General features: G+C 74.2%; 14 protein-coding genes. 12 read left to right on the forward strand and 2 right to left on the reverse strand.

The annotated features are described in order from the left end of the window. Positions 1 to 239 precede the first annotated feature (239 nt). The 7 genes from ABT093_RS01525 to ABT093_RS01555 all read left to right on the forward strand — a co-directional run bounded on the left by ABT093_RS01525 (position 240) and on the right by ABT093_RS01555 (position 8,062). The gene (locus ABT093_RS01525) at positions 240 to 1,454 is read left to right on the forward strand and encodes an IS701 family transposase (RefSeq protein ID WP_350558669.1); all 1,215 of its coding nucleotides are present in this window, start codon (positions 240 to 242) and stop codon (positions 1,452 to 1,454) included. 136 nt (positions 1,455 to 1,590) lie between these two features. Next, positions 1,591 to 2,724 (forward strand): IS701 family transposase, encoded by a 1,134-nt coding sequence (locus tag ABT093_RS01530; RefSeq protein WP_350559210.1) that lies wholly within the window; start codon positions 1,591 to 1,593, stop codon positions 2,722 to 2,724. A 62-nt stretch (positions 2,725 to 2,786) separates the two neighbouring features. Continuing rightward, positions 2,787 to 3,980: a sedoheptulose 7-phosphate cyclase gene (locus tag ABT093_RS01535; RefSeq protein ID WP_350558672.1), complete on the forward strand. Its 1,194-nt coding sequence runs from the start codon at positions 2,787 to 2,789 to the stop codon at positions 3,978 to 3,980. Next, the gene (locus tag ABT093_RS01540) at positions 3,973 to 4,773 is read left to right on the forward strand and encodes a cupin domain-containing protein (RefSeq protein WP_350558675.1); all 801 of its coding nucleotides are present in this window, start codon (positions 3,973 to 3,975) and stop codon (positions 4,771 to 4,773) included. The genes ABT093_RS01535 and ABT093_RS01540 overlap by 8 nt, the downstream gene beginning before the upstream one ends. Beyond that, positions 4,770 to 5,156 carry a cupin domain-containing protein gene (locus tag ABT093_RS01545; protein ID WP_350558678.1) on the forward strand — a complete coding sequence of 129 codons (387 nt, stop codon included), beginning with the start codon at positions 4,770 to 4,772 and terminating at the stop codon, positions 5,154 to 5,156. Before ABT093_RS01540 ends, ABT093_RS01545 begins: the two co-directional genes overlap by 4 nt. 45 nt (positions 5,157 to 5,201) lie before the next feature. Next, positions 5,202 to 6,851, forward strand: coding sequence for an FAD-binding protein (locus ABT093_RS01550; RefSeq protein ID WP_350558681.1), 1,650 nt, complete (start codon positions 5,202 to 5,204; stop codon positions 6,849 to 6,851). Next, on the forward strand, positions 6,848 to 8,062 hold the full coding sequence (locus tag ABT093_RS01555) for an acyltransferase family protein (RefSeq protein WP_350558685.1): 1,215 nt from the start codon (positions 6,848 to 6,850) through the stop codon (positions 8,060 to 8,062). The genes ABT093_RS01550 and ABT093_RS01555 overlap by 4 nt, the downstream gene beginning before the upstream one ends. Before the next feature lie 10 nt (positions 8,063 to 8,072). Here ABT093_RS01555 and ABT093_RS01560 read toward each other — a convergent pair whose 3' ends face one another. Continuing rightward, a complete protein-coding gene (locus tag ABT093_RS01560; protein ID WP_350558688.1) occupies positions 8,073 to 8,480 on the reverse strand; it encodes a MerR family transcriptional regulator in 408 nt (135 codons plus the stop codon). Between the two features lie 59 nt (positions 8,481 to 8,539). Here ABT093_RS01560 and ABT093_RS01565 point away from each other — a divergent pair, with 59 nt between their 5' ends. After that, entirely contained in the window at positions 8,540 to 9,490 is a 951-nt protein-coding gene (locus ABT093_RS01565) for an aldo/keto reductase (protein WP_350558691.1), read from the forward strand. A gap of 111 nt (positions 9,491 to 9,601) precedes the next feature. On the opposite strand, the gene ABT093_RS01570 is transcribed toward ABT093_RS01565, so the two are convergent. Beyond that, positions 9,602 to 10,807, reverse strand: a complete 1,206-nt coding sequence (locus tag ABT093_RS01570) for a serine hydrolase domain-containing protein (protein WP_350558694.1) — start codon at positions 10,805 to 10,807, stop codon at positions 9,602 to 9,604. Between the two features lie 215 nt (positions 10,808 to 11,022). Between ABT093_RS01570 and ABT093_RS01575 the strand changes: the two genes are divergently transcribed. The 4 genes from ABT093_RS01575 to ABT093_RS01590 are packed head-to-tail and all read left to right on the forward strand — an operon-like array spanning position 11,023 to position 15,152. Beyond that, entirely contained in the window at positions 11,023 to 11,562 is a 540-nt protein-coding gene (locus ABT093_RS01575) for a VOC family protein (protein ID WP_350558697.1), read from the forward strand. Positions 11,563 to 11,567: 5 nt separating this feature from the next. Next, the gene (locus tag ABT093_RS01580) at positions 11,568 to 12,845 is read left to right on the forward strand and encodes an MFS transporter (RefSeq protein ID WP_350558700.1); all 1,278 of its coding nucleotides are present in this window, start codon (positions 11,568 to 11,570) and stop codon (positions 12,843 to 12,845) included. Continuing rightward, a complete protein-coding gene (locus ABT093_RS01585) occupies positions 12,842 to 13,810 on the forward strand; it encodes a transaldolase family protein (RefSeq protein ID WP_350558703.1) in 969 nt (322 codons plus the stop codon). The genes ABT093_RS01580 and ABT093_RS01585 overlap by 4 nt, the downstream gene beginning before the upstream one ends. A gap of 31 nt (positions 13,811 to 13,841) precedes the next feature. Then, positions 13,842 to 15,152 (forward strand): MFS transporter, encoded by a 1,311-nt coding sequence (locus ABT093_RS01590; protein ID WP_350558706.1) that lies wholly within the window; start codon positions 13,842 to 13,844, stop codon positions 15,150 to 15,152. The last annotated feature ends 315 nt before the right edge of the window (positions 15,153 to 15,467 follow it).

Below are 15,467 nucleotides of genomic sequence, written 5' to 3' on the forward strand. Positions count from 1 at the left end.
CCCCGACCGCAGGGTCGGCCCACCGCCCGTACCGGCCGTTCGACGCCGGTGCGGGCGGTGGCGCGTTCTCCGGGCGCCGGGCACCGGGCATCAGGCGCCGGCCGGCGGCCAGCGGCCAGCGGCCACCGGGACTTGCCAAAACCGGACCGGCGCCCGCACGGGAGTCAAAAACAAAGAGATCGTTCGCTATTCTTTTGCTGACGGAACCTCACGGCACCACACGATCCCGGGGAGCTCCCATGGACGCGCAACCCCTGTCACCGGCCGGCGAAGCCGCGGTCTCCCGTTTCGCCGAGCAGGTCTTCGCCCACCTGACCCGGATAGACCAGCGCCGCTGGGCCCGGGCCTACCTGCACGGACTGCTGGCCGCGCCCGGCCGCAAGTCACTGTCGAACATGGCCGCGAGCCTGGCGACCGGACCGACGGCGGCCACCGCCTCGCTCTCGCTCCAGCAGTTCATCAACGGAAGCCCCTGGGACTGGCGCCCGGCCCGCCGGGTGCTGGCCCGCGCCGCCGCCGGCGACCGCCCGGTCCGCGCCTGGACGGCGAGCCTGGCGGTCATCCCCAAGCGCGGCGACCAGGCGGTGGGCGTCCACCGCCGGTTCGTCCCGGACGCCGGCCGCACCCTCAAGTGCCAGGCCGCGCCCGGGCTGTTCGTCGCCACCGACCGGGACGCCGTCCCGGTGGACTGGTCACTGCTGCTCGACCCGAGCTGGACGGACGACCCGCAGCGGCGCGGCCGTGCCCGGATACCCGACGGCCTCGCGCCCTACGCGGCCGGGGAACTGCTGCTCGGGATGGTCGACCGGCTCCGCGCCCTGCTCCCGGTCGCCCCGCTGGTCGCCGACCTCGGCGTGGCGGACGAACCGCTGCGGCTGGCCGGCGCACTCGCCCGGCGCTCCGTCCCGTACCTGCTGGAGGTCCGCGGCGGCCAGGCCGTCCGGCCGGTGCTGCAGGCCACCACCGGACGGCACGGGCGGGTGCGGCAGGACACCACGACGGCCGAGGCCCTGTTCCCGCACCGCCGGCCGCGGACGCCCGGGGCCCCGCAACCGGTGCTGCGCGGCGCGCCCGTCCTGCTGCCCGGCCCGCCGGGTCCGCACGGCACGCCGGTGCACCGGCTCTGGGCGCACGGCGGCGGGCCGGCGGGACCGCGCCGGTACTGGCTCACCGATCTGACCGAGGACGCCCCGGGCGTGCTCGCCCTGCTGAACGCCGCCAGGGCCACCCGGACCACGGTGGACCGGCTCGGCTCGGACTTCGGCCTGCTCGACTTCTCCGGCCGCTCGTTCACCGGCTGGCACCACCACATGACGCTGGTCTCGGCCGCGTACTCGCTGAGCCGCTCGCTCGGCCCCGCGGCGGGCCACTCGCCCGACCGCGGACTGCGGGGCCCCGACCTGCCCGCGAGCGCCCAGGAAATCATCCGGGAAAGCCTCCGGAATTCCGCCTGATAACCGCCCGGACGACTTGCCGAAGACGTCCGAATCGCATTGACCGGAAATCCCCGCCGGACCGATGATTCCAATGCCGGAGAAATCACCGGAACAACCGGCGTAAACCGGCGCAACCGGAGAGGAGGTGAGCACCATGAGCGCGGCGGCCGCCACGGACCCGCTGGTCCAAGCATTCCCGGGAATTCTCGGTGAGCAGCTCTTCGCCTCGTTCGACCGGGCCGACTACCGGATCAAGGCCGAGGAATACCTGCGCGGACTCCTCGGCACGGCCGGCCGGAAATCCATCAGCAACATCGCCCGGACGCTCGGCGACCCGGGGGCGGTCCAGCGGCTGCACCACTTCATCCGCAACTCGCCGTGGGCCTGGGCGCCGGTCCGGGAGGCCCTGGCCGCCCGGCTGGTCGAGGCGTGCACCCCGCGCGCCTGGCTGGTCCGGCCGATGTTCATCCCGAAGTCCGGCACCCGCACGGTCGGCGTCGGCCGCCGGTTCGTCCCCGAACTGGGGCAGCTGGCCGGGGCCCAGCAGGCCGTCGGCCTCTGGTACCTGGCCCCGCGGCTCAACGCGCCGGTCGACTGGCAGCTCCAGCTGACGGACCCGCCCCACCGGGCCCTCCGGCCGGAGCCGCCCGGACCGCACGGACACCGAGGGCAGCACCGGGGGCCGGGCCCGGCCGGGGACTCCCTGGAGCGGCAGGCCGCGCTGCTCGGACCGCTCGCGGACCGGCTGCCGGCCACCGCCGCGGCCACCCTGATCTGGGACGGCTGCCCGGCCGAGCCGGGCGGACTGTTCGCCACCGGCCGGGAGCTCGGCCTGCGGGTGGCCGTCCGGGTGGACCCGACCACCCGGCTCACCCCGGTCACGGCCCCCACCCGTGACCGCGGCCGCGCCCTGCCCGCCTACCAGCTGTTCGCCTCCGCCGGCGCCCGCCGGCTGGCCGCCGCCTCGGGTCCGCCCGGGGTCGAGGCGCACGTGGTCCGGGTCGCCCTGCCGGGCACCCCGGCCGAACTCCTCCTCTACGCGGAGTCCGGGGCGCGTCCCACCGCGTTCTCCGGATTCTGGCTGACCGATTCCGAACCGGACCGGGCCGCCGAATTCCCCCGGCTCTTCCGTATGGCCGGCGGCGTCGAGGAGGACCGCACCGCCCTCGGCGAACGGGTCGGCCTGCGCGATTTCGAAGGGCGCTCCTTCGAGGGCTGGCACCGGCACATGACGCTCGCCTCGGCGGCCTACGCCGCGGTGGCGCTCGGCCGCCACTTCTCCTGCTGATTCCCCCCGAACCGAAACCACCGCACCACGAATTCACCCATGCCTTCACAAGGGAAACCGACATGCTTGTCTTCGACAACCACCCGAGCGGCCTCACCTACAGCCCGTCCTCGAACTCCTGGCGGGTGCGCGCGGTCAAACCGGTCGAGTACGAGGTCCGCGTCTGCGACGGCGTCTTCGACCCGGCCAGTACCGCCCTGATCGAGCAGACCGCCGCCGCCGGGAGCGGCAACCGCCGCTTCGTGGTCATCGACGCCGAGGTCGACCGCCTGCACGGCGAGCGGATCCGCCGCTACTTCGAGCACCACCGCGTCGACTACTTCCTCCAGGTGGTCCGCGCCGACGAGACGCTCAAGGAGTTCGAGACCGCCTCCGACATCGTGGTCGCACTGGACTCCTTCGGCCTCGACCGCCGGCGCGAGCCGATCATCGTGATCGGCGGCGGCGTCCTCATGGACATCGTCTGCCTGGTCGCCAACCTCTACCGCCGCGGCACCCCGGTGGTCCGCGTCCCCACCACGCTGATCGGCCTGGTCGACGCGGGCGTCGGGGTGAAGACCGGCGTCAACTTCAACGGCCACAAGAACCGCCTGGGCACCTACTTCGCCCCGGTGCTCACCCTGCTCGACCGCTCCTTCCTCGCCACCGTCGAGCGCCGGCACATCGCCAACGGCATGGGCGAGATCCTGAAGATGGCGCTGATCAAGGACGCCCGGCTGTTCGACCTGCTGGAGCAGCACGGCCCGGCGCTGATCGAGCGCAAGTTCCAGGACGCCCGCGGCGGCGACCCGGCCGGCGAGGTGCTGCGCCGCGCCATCCACGGCATGCTGGAGGAGCTCCAGCCCAACCTGTGGGAGGCCGAGCTGGAGCGGATCGTCGACTACGGCCACACCTTCTCCCCCACCCTGGAGATGCGCGCCCTGCCCGCCCTGCTGCACGGTGAGGCGGTCGCCGTCGACATGGCGCTCACCACCCTGCTCGCCTGGCGCCGCGGCCTGGTCGACCTGGAGCAGCGCGACCGCGTCCTCGCCGTCCTGCGCGCGCTCGAACTGCCCAGCTGGAACGAGCTGCTGGACGCCGAGCTGCTCGACGCCGCGCTCCAGGACACCGTCCGCCACCGGGACGGACAGCAGCGCCTGCCGCTGCCGGTCGGCATCGGCGACGCGGTCTTCGTCAACGACGTGACCCGCGAGGAGCTCGCCGTCGCCGTCGAGGACCTGCGGGTGCTCAACGCCCGGGAGCTCAGCCGTGTCTGACGCCTCCGCCCCCGCGGGCCTGATCGTCGCGGACACCCGGGACGCCTCCGAGATCCACGGCGTGCACGGCGCCCCCGGCCTCACCTACTGGAAGGCGCTCGCGAGCCGGCAGCACCTGGAGGCCGAGGTCGAGGCGATCGAGGTCGCCCGGATCCCGCCCGGCGGCCTGAGCGGCGAGCACCGCCACACCCGCACCGAGGAGATCTACTTCATCCTCCGCGGCCACGGCGAGTTCCTGGTGAACGGCGAGGTGCGGCCGGCCCGCCCCGGCTCCCTGCTGCTCACCGGGATCGGCACCGTGCACGGCCTGCGCAACACCGGCGCCCCCGCGGGCGTCACCGGCCCCGGCTACGGCAGCGCCCCCGAGGGGCACCTGGAGTGGCTGGTCATCGAGATGCCGGCCCCGGCCACCTCCGAGGTGCTGCACGGGCTGGTCCCCGACGCCCCGACCGTCGAACCGACCGAGAGGAAGACCGAGACGATGCGGCTGCACGACCTGCGGGAGGAGAGGGCGGTCGACCCGGCCGGCGTGTTCACCGGCCCGCTGCGCCTGGTGGAGATCCGGGAGCTGGCGGCCGGCGACAGCGCCGCGTTCGGCGCGCACGCCCGCGAGCACACCGTCTTCGTGCTCACCGGCTCCGGAACCGCCGCGGCCGACGCGACCGTGGTGGAGCTCACGGCCGGGACGGCGGTCACCCTGCCGTTCGGGGCGGACGCGGTGGTCACGGCCGGCGCGGGCGGCCTGGAGTTCTTCCACGCCGAGCTCGCCGTCCCGGAGCGGGGCGCGCGATGATCGTCAGCCGCGCGCTCCGGCCGGTGGACTGCGACCCGGCGGCCACCGGCCCCGACCGGCGGACCTGGTCCTGCCTGGCCCGCCGGGGCATGCTGCACAGCGAGACGGAGACCTTCGACCTGTGGCGGCTGCCGCCCGGCGAGCGCCTGGTCCACGAGGCCCGGGACGGCGTCGAGGAGGCCCTGTTCGTCCTCTCCGGCACCGGCACCGCCGGCCGCGGACCCGACGAACTGCCGCTCACCGAGGGCTCGTTGGTGCTCGCCCCGCACGACTCCGAGGTCACCGTGACGGCCGGCCCCGAGGGCCTGCGCCTGCTCAGCACCCGCGTCCTGCCGCGCGCGCTGAGCACCGCCCTCCCCGCCCGCGTCCCCCGGCTCGACTGACCACCCGGCATCCGAACCCCTGAACCAGGAAGTGGGAAGAGTTCCATGCGCAATCTCAGTCGCCGCACGTTCGTGGCGGGTGCCGGGGCGACCGTCGGCACCGCCACGGCGGGCGGGCTGCTCGTCCCGGCCGCCCGTGCCGCCGCGGAGGACACCACCGACCCGGCGTCCAGAGCGGTCCGGGGCGGGGACCTCATCACCGTCACCCCCGACCAGCCGCGCTACGCCGACCTGACGTCCGGCTTCAACCCGCGCTGGGAGGCCCGCCCGAGGGGCATCCGGCTGCCGCGCACCACCGCCCAGGTGGTGCAGGCCGTCCAGGACGCGGCCGACCGGAACCAGCGCCTCACCATCCGCGGCGGCGGCCACTGCTACGAGGACTTCGTCTACAACGCCGAGGTCGAGATCGTCGTCGACATGAACCTCATGGACGCGGTCGGCTACGACCCGGGCCGCCGGGCGTTCGAGGTCGAGGCCGGCGCCACCCTGCTCAAGGTCTACCAGACCCTGTACGAGGGCTGGGGCGTCACCGTCCCGGGCGGCGTCTGCTACGCGGTCGGCGTCGGCGGGCACGTCACCGGCGGCGGCTACGGCAACCTGTCCCGCAAGCACGGCCTGGTGGTCGACCACCTCCACGCGATCGAGGTGGTCACCCTCGGCGCCGACGGCCGGGCCCGGGCGATCGTCGCCACCCGCGAGCCGAACGACCCGCACCGCGACCTCTGGTGGGCCCACACCGGCGGTGGCGGCGGCAACTTCGGCGTGGTCACCCGGTACTGGTTCCGCTCGCCGGACGCCACCGGCAGCGACCCCTCCGACCAGCTGCCCAAGCCGCCGGCCGAGGTGCTGATCGCCATCCCGAGCTGGTCCTGGGAGAACATCACCCGCACCGGCTTCGCGAACATGATCCGCGCCTACGGCAGCTGGTTCGAGCAGAACAGCGGCCCGGACCCGGTCCACACCGGCCTGACCAGCTGGCTGTTCCTGAACCACAAGGTCTCCGGCAGCCTGGTGCTGCTGCTGCAGGTCAACGGCGACGTGCCGCAGGCCGAGCAGCGCGCCAAGGACTTCGTCCAGGGGCTGAGCGACGCGCTCGGCGTGCCGCACACCGGCGACGTCGTCCGGCTGCCGTGGCTCAAGGCGGTCAAGTACCTCGGCACCATGGACGCCTCGCAGACCAACCCGCAGCTGCGGGCCGGCCACAAGTCGGCGTACATGAAGAAGGGCTTCCCGGAGAACCAGATCGCGGCGATCTGGAAGCACCTGACCCGCACCGACTACACCAACCCGAAGGGCGGCCTGGCCGTGGTCTCCTTCGGCGGGCGGATCAACACCGTCGCCTCCGACGCCACCGCGCTGCCCCAGCGCGACGCGATCTTCAAGCTGCTCTACCAGACCTACTGGACGTCGCCGGCCGACGACGCCCCCAACACGGCCTGGCTGCGGGAGTTCTACCGCGAGGTGTACGCCGACACCGGCGGCGTCCCGGTCTCCAACCGGGTCACCGACGGGTGCTACGTCAACTACGCGGACCGCGACCTCGGCGACCCGCGGCAGAACACCTCGGACGTCCCGTGGACCGCGCTGTACTACAAGGACAACTACCCGAGGCTCCAGCGGGTCAAGCAGGCCTACGACCCGAAGGACTTCTTCCGTCACCGCCAGTCGATCCGGCTGCCCGGGAGCGTCCGGTGAGCGCCCCCCGCCCCTCGGCCGACCTCGCGCGGCTGCCCTCGCTGACGGGCATGCGGTGGATCGCCGCGCTGCTGGTCTTCCTGACCCACGTGTCGGTGGCCAAGCCCTTCGACACCCCCGCGCCGAACGACTTCCTGTCGGACTACCTCAGCCGGGCGGGGTTCCTGGGCGTCGGGTTCTTCTTCGTGCTCAGCGGCTTCGTGCTCACCTGGTCCGCCCGGGAGGGCGACCGCCCGTCGGCCTTCTATCGCCGCCGGCTGTTCAAGCTCTACCCCAACCACGCCGTCACCTGGCTGGTCGGGCTGCTGCTGATGGCCCGGGCCGGCACCGAGCCGACCACCGCCGGGACGGTGCCCTCGCTGCTGCTGGTGCAGAGCTGGATCCCCTCCTTGGAGGTCATCGGCGGTACCAACGGCCCGAGTTGGTCGCTCGCCTGCGAGGTGCTGTTCTACCTGAGCTTCCCGGTGATCCTGCCGCTGGTGCGGCGGATCCGCCCGGAGCGGCTCTGGCTCTGGGTGGGTGTGGTGACGGCGGTGCTGTTCGCGCTGCCGCTGATCGCCCAGCTGCTGCCGGGCAGCCCGAACTCGCCCTGGCAGCCGCTCTCCTTCTGGCGGTACTGGTTCGTCTACTTCCTCCCGGCCGCCCGGCTGCCGGAGTTCGTGCTCGGCATCCTGCTGGCACGGATCGTCCGGACCGGGCGCCGGATGGCCATCGGCTGGCCGGTGGCGGCGCTGCTCACCGCCGCCGGGTACGCGCTGATGATCACGCTGCCGGACGCCTGGGGCATGGCCGCGCCGACCGCGCTGCCGGTCGGGCTGCTGATCGCGGCGGTGGCCGCCAGGGACGCCGCCGGGGTGGGGACGCCGTTCGCCGGCCGGACCATGGTCTGGCTCGGCGAGGTCTCCTTCGCCTTCTACATGGTCCACTTCCTGGTCATCCAGTACGGACCGCTCGGCCTCGCGGCGACCGGATCGGCCGGCGCGAACACCTGGAGCACCCCCGGTGCCCTGGGGGTCATGGGGATCACCCTGGCGCTGAGCATCGGCTTCGGCTGGGCGCTGTACCGCCTGGTCGAGGTGCCGGTGATGCGTCGATGGGGTCGGTCCGCCAAGGCCACCTCCCGTCGGGGCGGGACCGCAGCGGCCGTTCAGGCCGAACCGGCCCCGGTCGCCGGCACCGCCCCGGTCGTGGGCAGCGGAGCGGCACGCTAGACCGGCCGCCTCAGGCCGGCACCAGCACGGCCGTCTCGACCACCTCCACCGGCTCGACCGGCTCGGCCACCTCGGCCTCCCGCCGGGCCACCGCGACGATCCCCGCCAACGCGGCCCGGCTCGCCCCGAGCGCCAGCAGCTGCCGGTCGAGCAGGTCGAGCCGCTGCTCCAGCACCTCCAGCATGCAGGGGGCCACCGTGCCGTCGCCGCCCACGCAGGGCAGCACGTCCCGGATGGCGCTGGTGGAGAGCCCCGCCCCCAGCAGGGCCCGGATGTTGCGGACCACCGCCGGTGCGTCCTCGCCGTACCGGCGGTGCCCGCCCTCCGGCCGACGGGCCTCCAGCAGGCCCTGCTCCTCGTAGTACCGCAGCAGGCGGACGCTGACCCCGGTCAGCGCCGCCAGCTCACCGATCCGCATGTGACACCCCTCACATCCCCTTGAATCTCACACGAATGGGAGATTGTACCGTGACCGGCATGACGAACACCGAGATCACCGCCCAGATCGACCGTCAGACCTTCGCCCTCGGCGGCGATCTGACGGTCCGCCGGATCGGCTACGGCACCATGCGCCTGGCCGACACCCCCGACATCAAGCCCACCGAGGCCGTCGTCTGGCACGCCCCCACCCCGCGCTCCGCCGCCCTGGACGTGCTGCGCGCCGCCGTCGAGAACGGCGTCCAGCTCATCGACACCGCCGACTCCTACGCCCTCGGCGGCAGCGAGGAGCTGATCGCCGAGGCGCTGCACCCGTACGCCGAGGACGTCGTGGTCGCCACCAAGGTCGGCATGACCCGCCCGAGCCCCTCCGAGTGGGTCCCGGTCGGCCACCCCGCGTACATCCGCCAGCAGGCCGAGCTGAGCCTGCGCCGGCTGCGGGTCGAGCGGATCGACCTGCTCCAGCTGCACCGGATCGACCCCGAGGTGCCGCTGGCCGACCAGATCGGCGCGCTCAAGCAGCTGCAGGACGAGGGCAAGGTCCGGCACATCGGCCTCTCCGAGGTCACCGTCGAGGAGCTGCGGCAGGCGCTGGAGATCGCCCCGATCGCCACCGTGCAGAACTGGTACAACCTGGCCACCCGCCAGCACGACCCGGTGGTCGACTTCACCGCCGAGCGCGGCATCGCGTTCATGCCGTTCTTCCCGATCGCCATCGGCGGCCACGCGGGCGAGGACAGCCCGGTCACCGAGGTCGCCCGCGAGATCGGCGCCACCCCGGCGCAGACCGCGCTCGCCTGGCTGCTGCACCGCTCGCCCAACATCCTGCCGATCCCGGGCACCACGTCCGAGAAGCACCTGGTGGAGAACCTGGGCGCGCTGGCCGTCGAGCTGAACGACGAGCAGTACGCCCGCCTGGACGGCATCGCCGCCGCCGAGGCCGCCAGGGCCGCTGAGGCCTCCGAGGCCGAGGCCGCGGCGGGCGAGTGACCGGCGCCCCGCCCGGCGGCCTGCTCCGCCGGGCGGGCCGGTCCCCCATCCGGAAAGGGCCCCCTCCCCCGTGGGGGCCCTTTCCCCTGCCGGGCCCCGGCGCCCGCGGCCTCACCGGTCCGTCAGGCCCAGGTCGGTCACGTCGGCGGCCAGTGCCTTGAGCAGCGAGCCGGCCCGCCTGTCGTCCGGACCGAGCGCGATCAGCCGGTTCATGACGTACGAGACGCCGAGGCCGGCCCGGGGCCAGGCCTGGTTCGCCGAGCCGCCGCCACCGTCGTGGCCGAAGGTCTCGCCGTCCGGGCCGGGCCGCTCGGCGGTCCGCAGCCGGTAGCCGCCCCCGCCGTACGCCATCACCACGTCGATCAGCTGGTCGGTCTTGCGGGCGTACACCCCGCGGGCCCCGTCCAGCAGGCGGCGGGAGAGCAGCAGCGGCTCGTCGTCCAGCGGCCGGCGGGCGTCCTCGGCGAGGATCCCGTAGAAGGCCGAGAAGGCCCGGGCGGTGCCGCTGACGTTGATCGCCGGGATCAGCGCGGAGCGGCGCTCCGGTCGGCCCCAGAGGCCCTCGTCGTCCGGGAACGGCTGGGGGTTCTGCCAGATCCGCCGCGTCAGCGGGTCGTCGCTGTGGAAGAAGCCGGTGAACTGGGGCAGGAAGTTGCGGCCGTAGGTGGTGCGGGCGAGCCGGGGCCAGTCGGCCGGGCCGGTGCCGTAGTGGATGTCGAGGTCCAGCGGGACGGCGATCTCCTCGCGGAAGAACCGGTCCAGCGGGCGGCCGTCCACCCGGCGGACCAGCTCCCCGACGATCCAGCCGGCCGACAGCGGCCCGTAGAGGATCCCCTCGGCGCGCGGGTCGCTCTCCAGCGGCTGGGCGGCGATCAGCCGGGCCATCAGCAGCGGGTCGTTGGCGTCGTCCTGGGTGACCGGGGTCCAGGTGCCGGGCAGCCGGCCGGTGAAGGTGACCACCTCGCGGACGGTCACCCCGCCCTTGCCCTCGGCCGCGAACTCCGGCCAGTAGTGGGAGACCGGGCGGTCCAGCTCGATCCCACCCCGGTCGACCAGCCTGAGCAGGGCGGTCACGGTGATGCCCTTGCTGCCGGAGAAGATCGTCTGCAGGGTGTCCCGCTCCCAGCGGGCACCGGTCAGGTGGTCGGCCGTCCCGCCCCAGAGGTCCACCAGGACCTCCCGGCCGCGGTGGACGGAGAACGCGGCGCCCAGGTCGTCCCGTTCGAGGAGGTTGCGCTCGAACTCCTCGCGGACCCGCTCGAAGCCCGGGGCGGCATGGCCGGCGACGTGCACCGCGGCCGTCGACGTGATCGTCATCTGTACCAACTCCGCTCGAATTCACGACGTGAAGGGAAACCGCTATCGGGCCGACAGCAGAACACAGCCGACCGGAAACCGTGAATACCCGGGGCCCCGGTTCGGCACCTTGACAAAGTCCTCCGCCGTGCGTTGCCACCCGGTGCCACGGCGGCCCATTCTCGGATCGGCCGGCGGAACCCCGCCGGCCCGGGAACGGACGAAAGAGGATTCCCATGGCCAAGATTCCGGGCGCCCGGGCGGTGCACCACATCGCCTACACCGTGCCGGACCTCCGGCAGGCGGTCGACTTCTTCGTCGACGTCATCGGCGCCGAGCTCGCCTACCGGCTCGGCCCGGTCGAGGACCCGGAGGGCGACTGGATGGCGCGCAAGCTCGGCGTGGACCCGCGGGCCTCGGCGAACATCGCCATGCTCCGCCTCGGCCCCAACGCCAACCTGGAGCTCTTCGAGTACACCGCCCCCGCCCAGGACCGCGAGCAGCCGCGCAACAGCGACGTCGGCGGACACCACTTCGCGATCTACGTGGACGACGTCGACAAGGCCGCCGACCACCTGCGCGAGGTCCCCGGCGTGACCGTCCTCGGCGACCCCGAGACCATCGAGGACGGCCCGATCAAGGGCGACCGCTGGGTCTACTTCACCACCCCCTGGGGCATGAGCATGGAGCTCATCAACATGCCCGAGGGAATGCCGTACGAGGACGCCACCGAAACCCGCCTCTACCTCCCCACCGAGCACTGGCCGGAGAGCTGACGACAATGCCGCCCAACCGCCCGCGGAAACGCCCTCGGAATCGATTCGCTGACGAATCGAAGAACCACCTCGCATTCCTCTCGCTCGCCTTCGTCGCCTTTGTCGTCGGCACCTCGGAATTCGTCGTGGTCGGCGTTCTCGGCCCGATCGCGGACGGTCTGCGGACGGGGCTCGGCACGGTCGGACTGCTCGTCACCGGCTACGCCCTGGGCATCTCCCTCGGCGGACCGGTCCTCACCGCGCTCACCCTCCGGCTGCCGCGCCGCACCCTGCTGCTCGGCGCGCTCGCCGCCTACGTGGCGGCGAGCGCCGGGGCGGCGGCGGCCGGCACGGTCGGCGTCCTGCTGGCCGCCCGCTGCGCGGCCGGGCTCGCCCACGGGGTGATCGTCGGCGCCGCCACCAGCGTGGCCGTCGCCCTGGCCGGTCCCGGCCGGCAGGGGCGGGCCATCTCGCTGGTCTTCGGCGGCATCTCGGTCGCCACCGTGCTCGGCGTACCGCTCGGCACACTGGTCGGGCAGTGGCTCGGCTGGCGGGCCGCGCTCGCCGCCGTCGCCGTGCTCGCGGCGCTCGCCCTGGCCGCCGTCCGGCGGACGGTGCCGCCGACCGCCGCGATGGGCGCGCCCGGCCTGGCCGGGCAGCTGCGCGGCGCGCTCTCCCGGCCGGTGCTCGCCGTGCTCGGCACCGCCGTGGTGCTGTTCACCGGGCAGTTCACCGCGTACACCTACCTGGCCGGCTACCTGGAGGACGTCACCGGCGTCGGCGGGGGGCGCGTCGGCGGCTACCTGCTCGCCTTCGGCACCGCCGCCGCCGTCGGCACCTTCCTCGGCGGCCGGTGCGCCGACCGCCGGGCCGCCGGCACGCTCACCGCCGGCTGCGCCGGGCTGACCGCCGCGCTGCTGGCGCTGCACCTGTGCGGGCGCTCCGGGGCGGCGGCGGCCGTCCTGGTCGCCTGCTGGGGCCTGGCCGGCTTCGGGATGGTCCCGGCACTGCAGTCCCGGATCGTCGAACTCGCTGGCCCCGGCGGGGATTTCGCCGCCACCCTGGGCGTCTCGGCGGCCAACGCCGGGATCGCCGCCGGCGCCGCGCTGGGCGGCTGGACGGTCGGCGCGCACGGCGTCGGCGCGGTGGTGCCGCTCGGCGCCGCGGTCTGCCTGGCCGCGCTGCTCGCGGTGGCGGCCGGGGCCCGTCTGCGGCCCGCCGCCGCCCGGCACCCCGTGCACCCCCTTCACCTCGATCCGCCGCCCGCTCCTTCCCTCGACCGTGAAAGGACCGTCCGAGCATGATCGGCACCCTGGAGCGCCCACCCGTACGCGCCGCCTCCGCGCTTCCCGTCTGGTACCGGCACACCCCCTCCGGCCCGGTCGGCCGCGACCGGATCCGGGGCCTGGTGAAGGACCGGCGGATCACCTCCGTCGCCCTCACCGGCCCCGCCCCCGAGGACGAACTGCGGTGGCTCTGCGACCTGTTGGCCCCTCTGGGCGAGAGCGGTGACGGCCTGGTGTCGGCCCCCGCGGGCGTTCGCAGCGGTACCGCCTGCGACCAGGTGGCCGCCGCCCGCCGGCTCGTCGGCGCCGTCGGCCGGCCCAACCTGCTGCCCGCCCTGCCCGCCTCCGACGCCGGCCTGTGCGCCCTCACCTCGCTGCTCGGCGAGGGCATCGGCGTCCGGCTCGGCCCGCTGCACTCCGTCGCCCGCTACCGGCAGACCGTCCGGGCCCACCTCGACGGGCTCGAACTCGCCCGCTGGCGCGGCCTCGACCTCACCGGGCTCTGCTCCGTCGCGGCCTTCGGCGTCGGCGGGATCGACGTCGAGATCGACGCCCTGCTCGACCGCGCCGGCAGCCACGAGGCCAAGGCCCTGCGGGGCGCGGCCGGCACCGCCACCGCGCACCTCGCCCGCCGCGTCCACGCCGACGCCCACGACACCGAGACCTCCACCCGCTGGCGCGCCCTCGCCGCGGCCGGTGCCCGCCCGCAGCGGCTGGTCTGGACCCAGCTCTACCACGGCGTGCCCGGCCACCGGACCGCCCGCTACCTGGACGCGCTCGCCACCCCGGGCGCGGCGCTGGAGCTGTGCGCGCCCGCCCTGGAGACCCTCGACGGCACGCCCGAGGTACGGACCCCGCGCAGCACCCGGGCGGAGCGGGACGCGCACGCCTTCACCGAGCGGCTGATCGCCTACCTGCGCTGGTTCGACATCAACCACGAGTCCGTCCTGCGTTCCCTCGACGCCGCCCACGCCCACCAGTGACCACCGCCGCCCCCCTTTCAGGAGCCCGCTCATGGCACCGCAGCTCCACCTGGACCTCGCCCCGTCCCCGTCGGACGCCCTCCCCTCGCCCCCGGTGCGGCGGATGGCCCTCGCCACCGGCGTGGTCGCGCTCGGCGGGCTGCTGTTCGGCTTCGACACCGGCGTCATCTCCGGCGCCCTGCTCTTCCTCAAGGACCAGCTGGCGCTGAACTCCTTCCAGGAGGGCGCGGTGATCTCGGCCCTGCTGCTCGGCGCCGCCGTCGGAGCGCTGGCCGGCGCCCGCCCGGCCGACCGCTTCGGCCGCCGCAAGGCGCTGATCGGCGTCTCGGCCACCTTCACCGTCGGACTGGCGCTGGCCGCCGTGGCACCGGACTTCTGGACGCTGCTGGCCGCCCGGGCCGTGCTCGGCCTGGCGGTCGGCAGCGCGTCCACGATCGTGCCGCTCTACCTCGCCGAGATCGCCCCGCCGCGGCTGCGCGGCCGGATGATCACGGTGAACCAGATCCTGCTGACGGTGGGCATCCTGGTCTCCTACCTGGTCAACCTGGCCTTCGCGGACGGCGGGGACTGGCGCGCGATGTTCGCCGTCGGGCTGATCCCCTCGGTGGCGATGCTGATCGGCACCCTCTTCATCCCGGAGACCCCGGCCTGGCTCGACGGCCGGCCCTCCGCCGCCCGCCCGCCCGCCGGCCGGCCGCGTGCCCTGCTCACCACCCCGGGGACCCGCGCCGCCCTGCTCATCGGCGTGACGCTGGCGGCGGTGCAGCAGTTCGGCGGCATCAACTCGATCATCTACTACGCCCCGAGCATCATGGCCCGCGCCGGCCTGCCCGCCACCAGCTCGATCGGCTACTCGGTCGCCATCGGCACGGTGAACGTGCTGCTCACCGTCGCCGCCATCCCGCTGATCGACCGCGTCGGCCGCCGTCCGCTGCTGCTCTGGTCCCTGGCCGGCATGGCCGTCTCGCTCACCGCCCTCGGCCTCGTCCTCGGCCCCGCCCACCCCGGCCCGCTCGGCAACGCCGTCGCCCTGGCCGCGATGACCTCCTACGTCGGCGCCTTCGCCATCGGCCTGGGCCCGGTCTTCTGGATCCTCGCCGCCGAGATCTTCCCGCCCGAGTCCCGCGCCCGCGGCACCGGCCTGTGCGCCCTGGTCAACTGGGCCGCCAACTTCGTCGTCGGCCAGGCCTTCCTCCCGACCGCCGACGCCGTCGGCGAGCGCTGGGTCTTCTGGTTCTTCGCGGCGGTCTCGCTGGGCGCGGTCCTGTTCGTCGCCCGCCGCGTCCCCGAGACCAAGAACCGCTCCCTGGACGAGATCCAGTCCGCCCTGGCCCCCCGATGAGGCCCCATCCCCATGACGGAGCAGGACGTCGGCCGGACCGACTTCCTGCTCCGTGGTCGTACGCCTCGGGGCCCGCTCCCCCACGCCCTGCGGCCGATTGACGTCCGGCGACGGGCGCCGCCGATCACGGTGCGGCACCGGGTGTCGGATCGTCAGGAGGTCGGCCGCACATGTGGGGCAAGTGGATCGGGTGCGAGGTGGCGGAGGGGGCCGGGGGCGGTTCTCCGCCGCCCGCCGGCGGTACGCCGCCGAGCAGTCGCCGGCCCTGCGCGGGCGCGCGGTGCCCGGGGACGACGTGTGCTCGCTGACCGGTCG

Source organism: Kitasatospora sp. NPDC002551, from assembly GCF_040296005.1.
Classification (GTDB): domain Bacteria; phylum Actinomycetota; class Actinomycetes; order Streptomycetales; family Streptomycetaceae; genus Kitasatospora.

Excerpts from the sequence above, each read along its gene's own strand:
- ABT093_RS01525 (WP_350558669.1), top strand. The coding sequence starts at position 240 with ATGGACGCGCAACCCCTGTCACCGGCCGGCGAAGCCGCGGTCTCCCGT.
- ABT093_RS01530 (WP_350559210.1), top strand. The coding sequence starts at position 1,591 with ATGAGCGCGGCGGCCGCCACGGACCCGCTGGTCCAAGCATTCCCGGGA.
- ABT093_RS01535 (WP_350558672.1), top strand. The coding sequence starts at position 2,787 with ATGCTTGTCTTCGACAACCACCCGAGCGGCCTCACCTACAGCCCGTCC.
- ABT093_RS01545 (WP_350558678.1), top strand. The coding sequence starts at position 4,770 with ATGATCGTCAGCCGCGCGCTCCGGCCGGTGGACTGCGACCCGGCGGCC.
- ABT093_RS01550 (WP_350558681.1), top strand. The coding sequence starts at position 5,202 with ATGCGCAATCTCAGTCGCCGCACGTTCGTGGCGGGTGCCGGGGCGACC.
- ABT093_RS01560 (WP_350558688.1), bottom strand. The coding sequence starts at position 8,480 with ATGCGGATCGGTGAGCTGGCGGCGCTGACCGGGGTCAGCGTCCGCCTG.
- ABT093_RS01565 (WP_350558691.1), top strand. The coding sequence starts at position 8,540 with ATGACGAACACCGAGATCACCGCCCAGATCGACCGTCAGACCTTCGCC.
- ABT093_RS01570 (WP_350558694.1), bottom strand. The coding sequence starts at position 10,807 with ATGACGATCACGTCGACGGCCGCGGTGCACGTCGCCGGCCATGCCGCC.
- ABT093_RS01575 (WP_350558697.1), top strand. The coding sequence starts at position 11,023 with ATGGCCAAGATTCCGGGCGCCCGGGCGGTGCACCACATCGCCTACACC.
- ABT093_RS01580 (WP_350558700.1), top strand. The coding sequence starts at position 11,568 with ATGCCGCCCAACCGCCCGCGGAAACGCCCTCGGAATCGATTCGCTGAC.
- ABT093_RS01585 (WP_350558703.1), top strand. The coding sequence starts at position 12,842 with ATGATCGGCACCCTGGAGCGCCCACCCGTACGCGCCGCCTCCGCGCTT.
- ABT093_RS01590 (WP_350558706.1), top strand. The coding sequence starts at position 13,842 with ATGGCACCGCAGCTCCACCTGGACCTCGCCCCGTCCCCGTCGGACGCC.